This window comes from Actinoplanes sp. NBRC 103695 (genome assembly GCF_030269485.1).
GTDB lineage: Bacteria > Actinomycetota > Actinomycetes > Mycobacteriales > Micromonosporaceae > Actinoplanes.
The window spans coordinates 331,919-344,608 of sequence record NZ_BSTL01000007.1 but is presented as its reverse complement, the minus strand read 5'-3'; the positions used below and the strand labels follow the sequence as shown (position 1 = coordinate 344,608).

General features: G+C 72.0%; 12 protein-coding genes. 3 read left to right on the top strand and 9 right to left on the bottom strand.

Annotated elements, in window-relative coordinates:
• Nucleotides 1-34 precede the first annotated feature (34 nt).
• Complete coding sequence (locus QSK31_RS14915) at nucleotides 35-1,021, top strand: DNA polymerase III subunit beta family protein (protein ID WP_285684378.1); 987 nt, start codon at nucleotides 35-37, stop codon at nucleotides 1,019-1,021.
• A 13-nt stretch (nucleotides 1,022-1,034) separates the two neighbouring features.
• The gene (locus tag QSK31_RS14910; protein WP_285684377.1) at nucleotides 1,035-2,102 is read left to right on the top strand and encodes a threonine aldolase family protein; all 1,068 of its coding nucleotides are present in this window, start codon (nucleotides 1,035-1,037) and stop codon (nucleotides 2,100-2,102) included.
• A gap of 68 nt (nucleotides 2,103-2,170) precedes the next feature.
• On the opposite strand, the gene QSK31_RS14905 is transcribed toward QSK31_RS14910, so the two are convergent.
• From QSK31_RS14905 to QSK31_RS14895, 3 genes are all read right to left on the bottom strand, one after another.
• Complete coding sequence (locus QSK31_RS14905; protein WP_285684376.1) at nucleotides 2,171-2,911, bottom strand: class I SAM-dependent methyltransferase; 741 nt, start codon at nucleotides 2,909-2,911, stop codon at nucleotides 2,171-2,173.
• Between the two features lie 106 nt (nucleotides 2,912-3,017).
• Nucleotides 3,018-3,512: a COG1361 family protein gene (locus tag QSK31_RS14900; RefSeq protein WP_285684375.1), complete on the bottom strand. Its 495-nt coding sequence runs from the start codon at nucleotides 3,510-3,512 to the stop codon at nucleotides 3,018-3,020.
• 404 nt (nucleotides 3,513-3,916) lie between these two features.
• On the bottom strand, nucleotides 3,917-4,771 hold the full coding sequence (locus QSK31_RS14895; protein ID WP_285684374.1) for an aldo/keto reductase: 855 nt from the start codon (nucleotides 4,769-4,771) through the stop codon (nucleotides 3,917-3,919).
• A 58-nt stretch (nucleotides 4,772-4,829) separates the two neighbouring features.
• Between QSK31_RS14895 and QSK31_RS14890 the strand changes: the two genes are divergently transcribed.
• A complete protein-coding gene (locus tag QSK31_RS14890) occupies nucleotides 4,830-6,128 on the top strand; it encodes a DUF4407 domain-containing protein (RefSeq protein ID WP_285684373.1) in 1,299 nt (432 codons plus the stop codon).
• Between the two features lie 220 nt (nucleotides 6,129-6,348).
• On the opposite strand, the gene QSK31_RS14885 is transcribed toward QSK31_RS14890, so the two are convergent.
• The 6 genes from QSK31_RS14885 to dapC all read right to left on the bottom strand — a co-directional run bounded on the left by QSK31_RS14885 (nucleotide 6,349) and on the right by dapC (nucleotide 12,690).
• Entirely contained in the window at nucleotides 6,349-7,050 is a 702-nt protein-coding gene (locus tag QSK31_RS14885; protein ID WP_285684371.1) for an SIMPL domain-containing protein, read from the bottom strand.
• A gap of 395 nt (nucleotides 7,051-7,445) precedes the next feature.
• Nucleotides 7,446-8,156: a hypothetical protein gene (locus QSK31_RS14880; protein ID WP_285684369.1), complete on the bottom strand. Its 711-nt coding sequence runs from the start codon at nucleotides 8,154-8,156 to the stop codon at nucleotides 7,446-7,448.
• A gap of 12 nt (nucleotides 8,157-8,168) precedes the next feature.
• Entirely contained in the window at nucleotides 8,169-9,224 is a 1,056-nt protein-coding gene (locus QSK31_RS14875) for a S8 family serine peptidase (protein ID WP_285684368.1), read from the bottom strand.
• Nucleotides 9,225-9,649: 425 nt separating this feature from the next.
• Nucleotides 9,650-11,089: a hypothetical protein gene (locus QSK31_RS14870; RefSeq protein ID WP_285684367.1), complete on the bottom strand. Its 1,440-nt coding sequence runs from the start codon at nucleotides 11,087-11,089 to the stop codon at nucleotides 9,650-9,652.
• Complete coding sequence (locus QSK31_RS14865) at nucleotides 11,086-11,484, bottom strand: hypothetical protein (RefSeq protein WP_285684366.1); 399 nt, start codon at nucleotides 11,482-11,484, stop codon at nucleotides 11,086-11,088. Before QSK31_RS14865 ends, QSK31_RS14870 begins: the two co-directional genes overlap by 4 nt.
• Before the next feature lie 114 nt (nucleotides 11,485-11,598).
• Nucleotides 11,599-12,690: a succinyldiaminopimelate transaminase gene (dapC, locus tag QSK31_RS14860; protein ID WP_285684365.1), complete on the bottom strand. Its 1,092-nt coding sequence runs from the start codon at nucleotides 12,688-12,690 to the stop codon at nucleotides 11,599-11,601.

Genomic DNA, 12,690 nt, shown 5'->3' with positions numbered 1-12,690 from the left:
TCGAGGCGACAGCGTGATCAGGGTGGAGAGCGACATGCGCGGGATCGGTGACATGGCCCGGGTCAGCGGGCTCACGGTCAGCGCCCTGCGGTTCTACGACAGCGCCGGGGTGCTGGTGCCGGCCGAAGTGGACCCGTTCACCGGGTACCGGCGTTACCGCGACGACCAGGTGCGCGCCGCGCGGCTGGTCGCCAGCCTGCGCCGGGTGGGCATGCCGATCGCGGAGATCACCGCGGCGGTACGCGCCCTGCCCGACGCCACGGCCGTCGACGCGCTGATCGAGAGGCATCTGCGCCGGCTCGAGGACGGCCTCGCCGATGCCCGCCGGGAGCTCTCCCACGCCCGCACCCTGCTGGAGCTGGAGATTCTCATGACGACTGTCACCCTGCCCGCCGGAGCGTTCGCCGCCGCTGTCGCCGCCGTCCGGTTCGCCGCCGGCACCGACCCCGGACTGCTCGGCGGCGTCCTCCTCGAAGCCGGCGACGGCTCGCTGACGCTGGTGGCCACCGACCGCTTCCGGCTGGCGGTGGCCTCGGCGACGGCCGAGGTCGAAGGGCCGCCGATCCGGGTGGTGGTGCCGGCCGGCGAGCTGCCGGACAAAGCCGGGACGCTGACCCTGGAACCCGGGCGGGTCACGGTCGACGGCGCCGAGATCACCCCGATCGAGGGCGACTACCCGGACTTCCGGCGGCTGGTCCGGCGGCCGGGCGGCCCGCGGGTTCAGGTCGACGTGGCGGAACTGCGCGCCGCTGTGGAGTCGCAACCGGTCGTGATGCGGGAACACGACGGATCCCCGTACCCCCTCGTGATCTTGAACCAGGAATTGCGGACGGCGACCGAGCAGGAGTGGGCGGCGGATGTCGACGGACATGTCGCGGTGAACCGGGACTACCTGCTGCAGGCGCTGGACGCCGGTGGGGCCGGGCAGCTCGTGCTGGAACTCGACGGGCCGATCCACCCGCTGGCCGTCCGGGTGCCGGAACAAGATCGATTCTCGCTATTGATGCCGGTGCGACACTGACAGACTGGTCGGCGTGGATGACGAGATCAGGCTGCGGCGCGCCAACTGCACGGACTCCTTTCACGGCAACGGCCTGCAGCGGCCCACCGACCTGCTGAGATCCATCCCACCGGACACAGTCGAGGATGTGTACGGCGACGGCGGCGCGGTCACCGACCTGGAACGGCACCTCGCCGGCCTGCTCGGTAAACCCGCCGCCGTCTTCCTGCCCAGCGGCACCATGGCCCAGCCGGCGATGCTGCGGGTGCACGCCGACCGGCGCACCACCCGGACCGTGGTCTGGCATCCGTACTGCCACGTCCAGGAGCACGAGAACGGCGCGTACGCCCGGCTGCACCAGCTGGTCGGCCGCCCGACCGGCCACCGGGAGAAGCTGCTCACCTCGGCCGACCTGGCCGGGGTCGCCGAGCCGGTCGCCGCGCTGGTGATCGAGCTGCCGCAGCGCGACCTCGGCGGCCAGCTGCCGCCCTGGGACGAGCTCGTCGCGCAGACCGCCTGGGCCGGCGACCGCGGCGCCGCCGCCCACCTGGACGGCGCGCGGCTGTGGGAGGCCAGCGCCGGGTACGGCCGGACACCCGCCGAGATCGCCGACCTCTTCGACACCGTGTACGTGTCCTTCTACAAGGGCGTCGGCGCGCTGTCCGGGTGCTGCCTCGCGGGCAGCGAGCAGGACATGGCCGAGGTGCGCGAGTGGCGGCACCGGCTCGGCGGCACGCTGTTCGGGCTGTGGCCGGCCGCCGCCTCCGCCCTCAACCTGCTGCCCGGGGCGCTGGCCGAGATGCCCGCCCGGATGGAGCACGCCCGGGCGATCGCGGCGGCGCTGGCCGACGTGCTGACCGTGCGCGTGGTGCCCGATCCGCCGCAGACGCCGATGATGCACCTGCTGCTGGACACGACCGTGGAGGCGTACTCGGCCCGCGCCAAGCAGCTCGCCGACGAGCAGCGGTTCTGGGTGTGGCCGCGGGTGGAGCCCACCGGCGACCCGGACGTGGCCCGGACCGAGCTGAGCGTGGGCAGCGCCACGCTGCGGCACAAGCCGTCCTTCATCGCCGAGACGCTGGCCTGGCTGACCGCCTCGTAGGCCTGTCCTGTCGATCGGCGAGGTCGTCTCGTTCCTCGGCGTCGACCCGGCCGATTACGGACTGCCGGTCACGGACGCCTGGCCGCCACCAGGAAGCGATGCGCCGTCGTCCTGAACTCGCCGGCCGTGCGGATCATCGCGTCGAGGCGGCGCAGCTGCCGGTCGTACCGCTGGGTGGAGAAGTCCCGCACCTGCCACGGCACGGCTCGCAGCTGGTAGACGATCGCGCCCACGTCGTGGAAGACGACCTCCGGCCGCTCCTCGTGGACGTCGGTCACCTCGAGCCCGGCCGCCTCCAGGGCCGCCACCGCCACGTCGGCCGTCCACCGCTTCGAGTACGGCGCCGGCGCGCCCAGGGCGGCGTTCAGCTCGGCCAGGTCGTCGCTGCCCACCTGCTGGGTGAGCACCGTCCCGCCGGGGGCGAGCAGCCGGGCGATGTCGTCCGCCGGGAGGCGGCCGTGCCGGCTGAGCACCACGTCGAACTCGTTCTCGCCGCCGGGCAGCTCGGTGACCACCGACACCCCGAAGGGCGTGAGCCGGTCGCGGGCCACCGGGGTGTTCGCCGCCCAGGTCTCCACCGCGACCGTGTGCGCGGGCAAAGGGGCCAGTTCGGCGAGCAGTTCGCCGCCGCCGGTGTCCAGGTCGAGCAGGCTGGTCGCCCGCCGGACCAGGGGCCGGGCCAGATCCGGGTACGACCAGGACGGGTCGAAACCGACCGCGCGGCCGTCCTGCCAGCCGAACTCCCAGCCCACCAGGGTCACGCCCTCGGCCTCGCCGACCAGCTCGTCATACTCCGGAATTGTCTGCACCCCACGACGGTAACCATGGGTCATCGAGATTCGGCCGCAGTTGTGCGTGCTCTTCAGGCACGCTCTGGTTACACCCCGATAACGGCATCGTCACCAGACGCGCCGCTCAGGTCCTGTCTCGGCTGCGCCCGCTGACCTGGATCGGGATGGTGAACGTGGCGCCGCGGCAGGCAGCCGGCGCGTTCGCGGCCATGGTCAGGCCATCCGGGATGGTGAAGGCGCCGATGGTGTTGCGCGACACGTTCCACTCCACGTCGTACGACACCCGGCTCATCGAGACCCGGGGATCCTTGCACCCGGCGTCACGGTGCTCGTCGTCGGCGACCGGACCGCCCGGAGCCGGCCGCACCGAGGTGATGGTGATCGGGAAGTCGTAGTCGTTGGTCAGCGTGACGGTCAGGTTGCCGGTCTCGCCCGGGCCGAGCGGCCGGTTGAAGTCGGACCGCCCGCGCAGCGTGAGCTCCACGGCGGTGCCGGACTGGGCGGCCGGCTCGGAGCCGGTGACCTTCCAGTACGTCCAGGCGACGCCCGCGTTCACCACGATGGCGACGACCGCCGCCACGGTGAGGATCGACCGCGTACGGCCGTCGAACCTGCGCATCCCGGACCGTCCCGATGTCGGCTGCCTGACTTCCCATGTGGGCTCGTCCGGTTCCGGAACCACCGTCATGCTGGGCTGCCGGTCGGCGCTCATGTTTCGCATACGGCGCATTCCTCCTGCGTACCGGTTCCGGACTACTCCAGACAACCTGATGAGCAGGCATTTCGTGATCGGGATTCCGTACGCTGTTGACGCACAAATGCGGCGCGCGGGAACTGTCCGGCTTAACCCCAACGAGGGAGGCGGGGCCACCGGAAATCCACCGATGCCCCCGCCCTCAGACATTTCCTCATGCGCCCTGAGCTGCGGAAACAAGCTCCTAGCATTTGACGGCTACGCTTTCAAACTGCCAGGTGGCCAGTTACCAGAAATAGGGTTCGTATTAACCCGCCAGGGTCGGCCTGTCACTCCTCAGGGATCCAGGCCATCGTGTCGGGGTTGCCGCCGGTACGACCCTTCTCCCCCTTGTCCAGGGAACTGATCGCCGCCATGGCGCCCGCGTCGAGTTCGAAGTCGAAGATCGCGGCGTTCTCGCGTACCCGAGCCTCGGTCTTGCTCTTGGGAAAAATGATGTCGCCGCGCTGGATGTGCCAGCGCAGCACCACCTGCGCCGGCGTGCGGGACACCTCCCGCGCGATGGACTCGATCGTCGGGTCGCTCAGCACCTCACCCTGGGCGATCGGCGAATAGGCCTCGTTGGCGATCTCGTTGGCGGTGTTGTACGCCCGGAGCTGCTCGTTCGTCAGGTACGGGTGGATCTCGATCTGGTTGACCGCCGGCCGGACCTGCGTCTCCGCGCGCAACCGGCCCAGGTGGTGCGGGGTGAAGTTGGAGACGCCGATCGAGCGGGCGCGCCCCTCACGGTAGAACTCCTCCAGGGCGAGCCACGTCTGCACGAAGTCGCCGTTGTACCGGGTCGGCAGCGGCCAGTGGATCAGGAACAGGTCGAGGTGGTCGGTGCCGAGCTCCTCGAGCGTCCGGTCGAACGCCCGGCGCGCGTCGTCCGGCAGGTGCGCCGCGTTGCTCAGCTTGCTGGTCAGGAAGAACTCGGAGCGGTCCAGCCCGGAATCGGCGATCGCCTCGCCGACACCCTTCTCGTTCCCGTACATCTGCGCGGTGTCGATGTGCCGGTAGCCGGCCTCGATCGCCATCGTGACCGCGGCGCGGGTCTCTGGCGGCGGGACCTGGAACACCCCGAAACCGAGCTGCGGAATGGTACGGCCGTCATTCAGCGTGATGGTCGGGATGTCTGTGGTCATCCACCACACTTACCCGAATCGGGGACGCGTGCACCTGTGATCCGCAAGACTCGGCTGCATGCCGAGGCGCCGGGACGTCCTGCTCAGGGTTGCCAACGTCAACCCGGAGAGCGTGACCACCCACTCCGACCGGGTGCTCTACAGCGCGATCGGCGTCTTCGTGCTGCTCTACTTCGTGTACGCGACGGTCGGCGGGGCGGCGTTCGTGGACGCCAGCGCCAACTACACCCACCCGTGGTGGCAGTGGCTGGTCGGGCCGCTGGTGGCGGTGGGCGTGGTCGCCTACGACCGGGCGGTCGTCGGGCGGGTCGCGATCAGCTACCAGAACCTGGACTCGGCCGACCCCAGCCACCTGCTGAAACGGCCGACGCTCGGGCTCTACCTGGGCCGGGTCGGGCTGGCGCTGCTCTTCGCGGTGATCATCACCGAGCCGCTGATGCTGGCGCGCTACCGCGGTGAGATCGACGCGTACCTGAACCGGGTGCACAACGAGCAGATCCTGGCGCTGTCGTCGACCGGCGCGATCGGGGCGTACGACCAGCGGCTGGCCTACCTGCGGCAGCGCGCCGGCGAGGACGACCAGGCGGTGACCCGGCTGGGTGTCCAGGCGATCGCGAAACGACGCGACGCCCGCGCGCTCTACCAGCAGGCGCTGGCCGATTCCGAGGGCGACGGGATCTCCCGCCGGGCCGGCTGCCCCACCGGCGGCGACTGCGACAAGCTGGTCCGCAGGTCGCGCATCCTGGACGACCAGGCGACCGCACTGGACCGGCAGGCCGCGACGTTGCGGTCGGCACAGCGGCCGGCCCGGGACGCGCGCACCGCGGAGATGGTGTCGCTGACGAAGTTGATCGCCGACCAGCGCGAACAGAACGCGGCCGCCGTCCGGGCCGACGCCGGCTTCGGCGCGCGGACCAAAGCGATGGCGTACCTGGTGGCCGACGACTTCTGGGGCATCGGCGTGTTCTACATCGGGATCGCGCTCCTGCTCGTCGCCCTGGACTGCGCGGCGGTAGGGCTCAAATTCGTCTCCCGGGGCAACGCGTACGAGCGCGCCGAGGCCCGCGCGGCCCGCGAACGCGAACACGCTGCGTTGATCGCCTACGAGCGCGGGGTCGCCGACGCGCGGGTCTACGGCGAGGCCACGATGCGCGTGGTCGCCGATGGGGTGGACGCGGCGACCAGAGACGAGCAGCTCACCGAGATGGCGACCGAGCGGGCCCGCAACGTCCTCCGGGCCAATGTGGCCGCCGGCGAAGCTCCTACGTCCCGGTTACGGCGTACTGATCGGCATATATCTGTCCAGCCCGAACGCCCGGTCGATCGCCTGGCGGAGAAGAAACCCGTTCGGACTTAACGCAAGTTGCACAGAGGCGCTACTATGTGCTCCGGCGCATCGCCTGCCCACGCTCTGTTGATCGGCGGCCAGGCCGCTCTGGCGACTTGCGCCGTGGTGACGGGCCCCTGTTTCAGGGGCCCGTTTCTGCTGCTCCTGCCCGATCTGTGCCAAGGGCCCGCCGAGTCGCGTAAAGACCGCTCAAGATGTCACGTATCGGTAACAACGGCACCGAGCGTGATCAGCGCGAGGGCTGATCCGAATCGGACAGTCCGTCACCGTGCACCGCGGTCGGCTCAGTGATCGAGACCCGCACCACCACCGAGGCCTGCACCGTCTGCGGCGCCGGATCCAACTCGAGATCCAGGTCAGCGGACTCGGCCTTCGCGGCGAACGCCATCCCCCGGGCCATCATCGGCTGCACACCCCCGACCCCCTCGTCGGCGATCTCGATCAGGCGGTCCACCCGGGCCCCCACCGCCGCCGCATACTCCCGGGCCCGCTGCAACGCGTCCGCGATCGCCTCGGCCCGCACGTCCCCGCCGGCCCGGCTGCCCCGCCGCAGCTGCCACCACGGCCCGTCCACACTCGCCGAGTCCAGCCGCCCCAGCCGCAGCAGCAGATCCCCCAGCGCCGCGAAGTCAGCCACCGTCACCGAGGTCGTCACCGAGCCCCGATAGGCGACCACTCTGCCGCCGCCCCGCTTCAGCTCCGGATGAATCTGCACCCCGCCGGTCTCCCGCCGCTCCACCGCCTCGGCGAAGTCATCCAGGTGACTCCGAAGCTCGGCGGCCCGCTCGGTGAGCCGGGTCAGCACCAGCTCCCGCTCCCCCTCCCGCGCCGACACGGTCACCTGCACCACCGCCACCTCGGGCGGCACCTCCCGCACCGCCTCACCCCGAACCACCACGGTCGCCGGGCCGCCGCTCCGCTGCTCACTCATCGCCCGAACCTACCCGCCTCCGCTCCCCCTCCCCCGAAGATCAACCGCCACCTTCCGTCGCCCTCGCCCTCGCGCCGAACATCAACCGCCGTCTTCCGTCGCCCTCCCGCAAACATCAACCGCCGCCTTCCGTCGCCCTCGCCCTCGCCTCGCCCTCGCCCTCGCCCGAAAGCCAAAGACAGAAACGATGACTACGTGTGACCGAAGAGTCCCGTCATCGAGGCCGGCCAGGCGCGGGGAGACCTCCGCGCCCCACCATCCGGGTTGTCCCGCCCGGTCCCGGCCACACCACTCCCCCGGACAGCCCCCGCCGCGCCCCGCTACCACTACCGCCTACCACCGCCGCAGCGAGCGGTAGCCCAGAACGCCATCCACGGGCCTGATACCGCGCCTCGCTACCACCACAACATCCGGTGGTAGGGAAGAGCGCCATCCACGGATTCGATACCGCGCTGCACTACCACCGCCGAGCGGAGCCACCACCGCGCGGAACCGCCCCTCGCTGAGCTACCACTGACAACCGCGAGCGGCGGGACCAGCGCGAGCGGGCAGTTCCGCCGGCCTGGTGCGCTTGCCTGTCCACCTCGGCCGCGGGTGGCGGCACCCAGCGCGAGTAGGCAGCGCCACGCGGGGTCGCCGAGCCCGCTACGGAAGCCGCGCCCATAGCGAAAGTCGCGCCCATAGCGAAAGTCGCGCGCGGCCGCGGGAGCGACGCGCGCCTGCCGGAGCGGCGCCTCGCGCCCGAGAACGGCGCGCCCAGCGCGAGACCAGCGCGCCCAGCGCGCTAGTGGAAGCCGCGCGCCGCGAGAGCGACGCGCGCCTGCCGGAGCGGCGCCGTCCCGCCCGAGCGGCGCGTCCAGCCCGGGAGCAGGACGTCCAGCGCAAAGCGCCGCGTCCAGCGCAAGACCGACGCGTCCAGCGCAAGACCGACGCGTCCAGCGCAAGACCGACGCGTCCAGCGCGTCCAGCGCGTCCAGCGCATCCAGCGCATCCAGCGCATCCAGCGCATCCAGCGCATCCAGCGCATCCAGCGCATCCAGCGCATCCAGCGCATCCAGCGCATCCAGCGCATCCAGCGCATCCAGCGCATCCAGCGCGTCCAGCAAGAGAGTCGCGCGTCAGGCGCGGGAGCGGCGGATCGCCATCGTGACGGCGAGAACGGCGAGGAGCAGAAGCAGCAAGCCTGCGCCGATGAACACCAGGGGCGGAATGCCGCCGTCAGAGTCGCTCGCCGAGGTTGGCGGGGCCGCGGCCGGAGCACCGGCCGTCGGTGGGGCCGAGGAGGAAGAGGGCTGGGGTGCGGTCAGCGCTTTGACCAGGTCGAGTTCGCCGTGGCCGTAGTAGTCGTCGCGGCCTTTGTCGCCCTTGTCCTTCGCGGTGCTGGACAGCCGGTCGGCCACCTGCTGCGGGGTGAGGTCGGGGAACTCGGCAAGGATCAGCGCCGCCGCCCCGGACACCACGGCGGCCGAGTTGCTGCTGCCGAAGCCGTTGCGGTATGTGCCGTAGAGGCCGGCCTGCTCGATGTCGACGCCCGGCGCGACCAAGTCGACCTGGGGGCCGTGCTGGGAGAACTTCGCGACCTTGCCGTCTCGGCCGACCGCGCCTACGCCGATGACCTCGGGATAGGCGCCGGGATAGTCGGGCTTGTTGTCCTTGTCGCCGGTGTTGCCTACTGACGAGACCAGCACCACGCCTGCGTCCGAGGCTTCGCGGATCGCCGAGTGCAGCGTCTCCGAGTCGGGCAGGCCGAACGACATGTTGATGACCTTCGCGCCGTGCCGCACCGCCCAGCGGATCCCGTCGGCGGCGAAGTACGGATCGTCGGCGGGCCGGATCGGCAGGATCTTGGCGGCCGGGGCGATGCCGACCACGCCGCGGTCGCCGCGCCCGCGGGCCGCGATGATGCCGGCCATGCCGGTGCCGTGGCCCTCGGTGTCGGCGTTGCCCGTGGCGCCGGGCCGGGTCGTGTTGTTGCCGGCCAGCACCGCGCCCTTCAGGTCGGGGTGCTTGGCGTCGACGCCGGTGTCCAGCACGGCCACGACCACATCGGAACCTTTGCTGATCCGCTGCGCCGCCGCCACGTCGAGCGAGTCGAGATACCACAGTTTGTCGCGCACCGAGTCGGCCCGCGCGGGCGCCGGCGCCGGCGCCACCAGCGCAACCGCCGCCAGCATCGCACCCACCCGCCGTACCCAGCCCGCCGCGCCGACACCCGAGGCCCAGCCCGCCGCGCCTCCACGCGAGCCCCGCCCCGCCACGCCTCCACGCGAGCCCCGCCCCGCCGCGCCTCCACGCGAACCCGAACCCGAACCCGCCGCGCTTTCACGCGAACCCGAACCCGCCGCGTCCACATGTAAGGCCCCGCCGGCCGCGCCGCCCCGGCCGATCGCCGGACGCAGGCGCGAGCGCCGGGCGGGTGGCAGAGCGTCAAGGCGCTCACCACCCACGGCAGACAAGCCGACCACCGTGCCCGCCGCCGACACAGAAGGCAGGCCCGGCCGTGGATCAAGGCCGGCGCCAGCGGCGAAGGCCGAACCCGACGCCGGGGCCGGAGGCTCGGCCGGAGGCTCGGCCAGGGGCTCGGCCAGGGGCTCGGCGATCACCCGCGGTAGCCGCCGATCACGTTGGGGCCGGGGTCGTGGCGTGGGGTGCCGGTCGGGGGCTTGATCACTGGCGCTACGCCGGACTCGACCTCCCACGGGTTGTCGGGGTCGAAGCGCTTGCCCTCGGGCTCGTCGCCCTGCTGGTTGCCTCGGCGGGCGCCGGACATCGCGGTCTGTGACGTTGCGCTTCGGGTGCCCGCGTGGTCGTCGGGCGGCAGCCAGGACGGGCGCGGCGGCTTCTGGCCGGAGCGGGCGGTGGGGGAGTTCGCCCGGCCGGGAGCGGTGGTGCTGCGGCCGACGTTGCCGGCCGCGACGCCGCCGGGGCGGGCGTTGCCGCTGCGGCCGACCGTCTCGCCGATGACCGCGCCGGAGGGCAGCGCCCCTCGACCGCCGCTGCGGCCGAAGGGGGCGGTGGGCGGTGGCTTGCCGGCACCGCCAGGGCCGCCGGGGCCGCCGCCGATGCCGGTGACGGTGGGCGGCACGCCGAGGATCGGCGGGGGCAGGATCGTCGGTGGCGGTGCGGGCGGCAACGGCTGCCCGATGATCGGCGGCACACCGGGCGGCGGCGCGGGCAGCGGCGGCGGAACTGGCAGCGGCGTCACGCCGGCCAGGTCGGGACCGGTGCCACCGCCACCACCGCCGGAGCCACCACTGCCGGAGCCAGCACTGCCGGGGACGCCGGCGCCAGGGCCGCCGGGGCCGGAACCACCGCCACCGCCGGAGCCGTCGCTGGGGTCGATCGGGTCCATGCCGGGCATCGGCGGCACCGGCTCGTGCGGGACCGGGATCTCCCCGTCCTGGCCGCCGCCGGATGACGAGCTGGTCGTGGCGTGAGTCGAGCCGACCCCGCCGCTGTACCGGGTGCCGTCGCCTGCGGTGTTCTCCTTCGGCGGGGTGTAGCCGGACTTCGCGTTCGGGTCCATCTTGTACGGCTCGGGCACCTTGATCGACGGCACGTTCTGCTCGACGGCCTGCTCGGCTGCGATCAGGGCCTTGCGCGCCTTCTCGTCGATCTCGTCCTCGGCGTTGTCGAACCAGCCGGGCACCCAGTCGTCGTTCTTCTGCTTGTACTCCTCGTACAGCGGCTGGACCTGGTTTTTCGCCTGCCGCAGCGCCTCGAGGATGTTGGCGTAGCCGTCGGCCGTGGCGTTGGCGTCCTGGTGGGCGCGGTCCATCCGGCTGAGCAGGTCGTCGAGCTCGGTGACGAAGGCGTCGGCCGACGCGTTCTGCGAGGGCGGCCACGCGGCGATCAGCGCCGCCTTGGCCGCGACCAGGCGGCTGCGCTGGTCCTTGACCGACGTGGCGACGTCACCCCACGCGGCGACCTGGCGCCACGCGTCCGGGTTGTCCTCGTCGGCGACCATCGCCCACAGCCGCGGCGTGTTGAACGATCCCCAGGCGGTGCACCAGCTCGACGTCAGCGGCGGCTCGCTCACACCGCACCCCCGGTGCCGTACGCCTGCTCGAAGGCCTTGCGGTGCGCCTCGTCGGTGGCCGACCGCAGCATCGCGTTGACCCGGGCGGCGGCCTCGGCGTTGTTGGCGTCGACGGCGTCGAACTCCTTGGCGACCAGCTCGGCCGCGGCGGCCATGATGCCGGCCGCCTCGACATACGCGTTCAGGTTGCGGACGTGCGCGCTCATCGCCTGGGAATACCGGGTCTTCGCCGCGTGCACCGCGCCACTCGCGTTCTTCTGCCCGAAGTTGATGCCGGACAGGCTCACCGCCGCGCGGCTCACCGCCGGACGGAACACCTCATCGGCCTCGAACCGGACGTCCTTGGCGAAGTTGTTCAACTCGCCGGTCTCCACATTGATGGAGGGGTCACTCACCGCTGCCTCCCCGTGATCGCGCTCAACGGCAACGCATCGAGAGTAACCGCAGCGTGCGACGCAGGGGTACCCGTCACGGACCCGCTGTGGATAACCTGGCCCCGTCTCGGCGGATCAGGGGGCGAGACGCTCCGCGGCGGCGGCCACGCGCTCGTCCGAGGCGGTCAGCGCGACCCGCACGTGGCGGCTGCCGGACGGGCCGTAAAAGGCGCCCGGAGCTGCGAGGATGCCCCGCTCGGCGAGCCACTGCACGGTCGCCCAGCAGTCCTCGTCACGGGTGGACCAGAGGTAGAGACCGGCCTCGGAGTGTTCGATGCGGAATCCCGCACGGAGCAGCGCCTCGCGCAGGATCACCCGGCGGGAGGAGTACCGGGCGCGCTGCTCGGCCACGTGGTCCTCGTCGCCGAGACCGGCGACCATCGCGGCCTGCACCGGCGCCGGCATGATCATCCCGGCGTGTTTACGGACCGCGAGCAACTCGCCGATCAGCGCCGGGTCGCCGGCCACGAACCCGGCGCGGTAACCGGCCAGGTTGGACCGTTTCGACAGGGAGTGAACGGACAGCAACCCGGTGACGTCGCCGTCGCACACCTCGTCGGCCAGGATCGAGACCGGCTCGGCCTCCCAGCCCAGCGTGAGGTAACACTCGTCGCTCACCACGGTCACGCCCCGCTCACGCGCCCAGGCGACCACCTTGCGCAGGTGCGGGACCGGGAGGACCTTGCCGGTCGGGTTCGAGGGCGAATTGATCCAGAGCAGGCGTACGCGAGGGTCCGGTCCCAGGGCGGTCAGCGAGTCGGCACGCACCATCGTGGCGCCGGCGAGCTGCACGCCCACCTCGTACGTCGGGTAGCAGACCTCGGGGATGGCCACCACGTCGCCGGGACCGAGCCCGAGCAGGGTCGGCAGCCAGCCGACCAGCTCCTTGGAGCCGATCGTGGGCAGCACGCCGACCGACGCGGTGCTGGCGCAGGAACGCGCCACCCAGGCGGCCATCGCCGCGCGCAGGGCGGGCGTCCCCGCGGTCAGCGGGTAACCCGGGGCGTCCGACGCGTCGGCCAGCGCGGCCCGGATCGCCGGTGGCACCGGGTCGACCGGCGTGCCGATGGACAGGTCGACGATGCCGCCGGGGTGCGCGGCCGCCACGGTCTTGGCCGGCTCCAGTAGATCCCAGGGGAAGTCCGGCAGCTTCGACGACAGTGGCAC

Excerpts from the sequence above, each read along its gene's own strand:
- QSK31_RS14915 (WP_285684378.1), top strand. The coding sequence starts at position 35 with ATGCGCGGGATCGGTGACATGGCCCGGGTCAGCGGGCTCACGGTCAGC.
- QSK31_RS14900 (WP_285684375.1), bottom strand. The coding sequence starts at position 3,512 with ATGCGCAGGTTCGACGGCCGTACGCGGTCGATCCTCACCGTGGCGGCG.
- QSK31_RS14895 (WP_285684374.1), bottom strand. The coding sequence starts at position 4,771 with ATGACCACAGACATCCCGACCATCACGCTGAATGACGGCCGTACCATT.
- QSK31_RS14890 (WP_285684373.1), top strand. The coding sequence starts at position 4,830 with ATGCCGAGGCGCCGGGACGTCCTGCTCAGGGTTGCCAACGTCAACCCG.
- QSK31_RS14885 (WP_285684371.1), bottom strand. The coding sequence starts at position 7,050 with ATGAGTGAGCAGCGGAGCGGCGGCCCGGCGACCGTGGTGGTTCGGGGT.
- QSK31_RS14875 (WP_285684368.1), bottom strand. The coding sequence starts at position 9,224 with ATGCTGGCGGCGGTTGCGCTGGTGGCGCCGGCGCCGGCGCCCGCGCGG.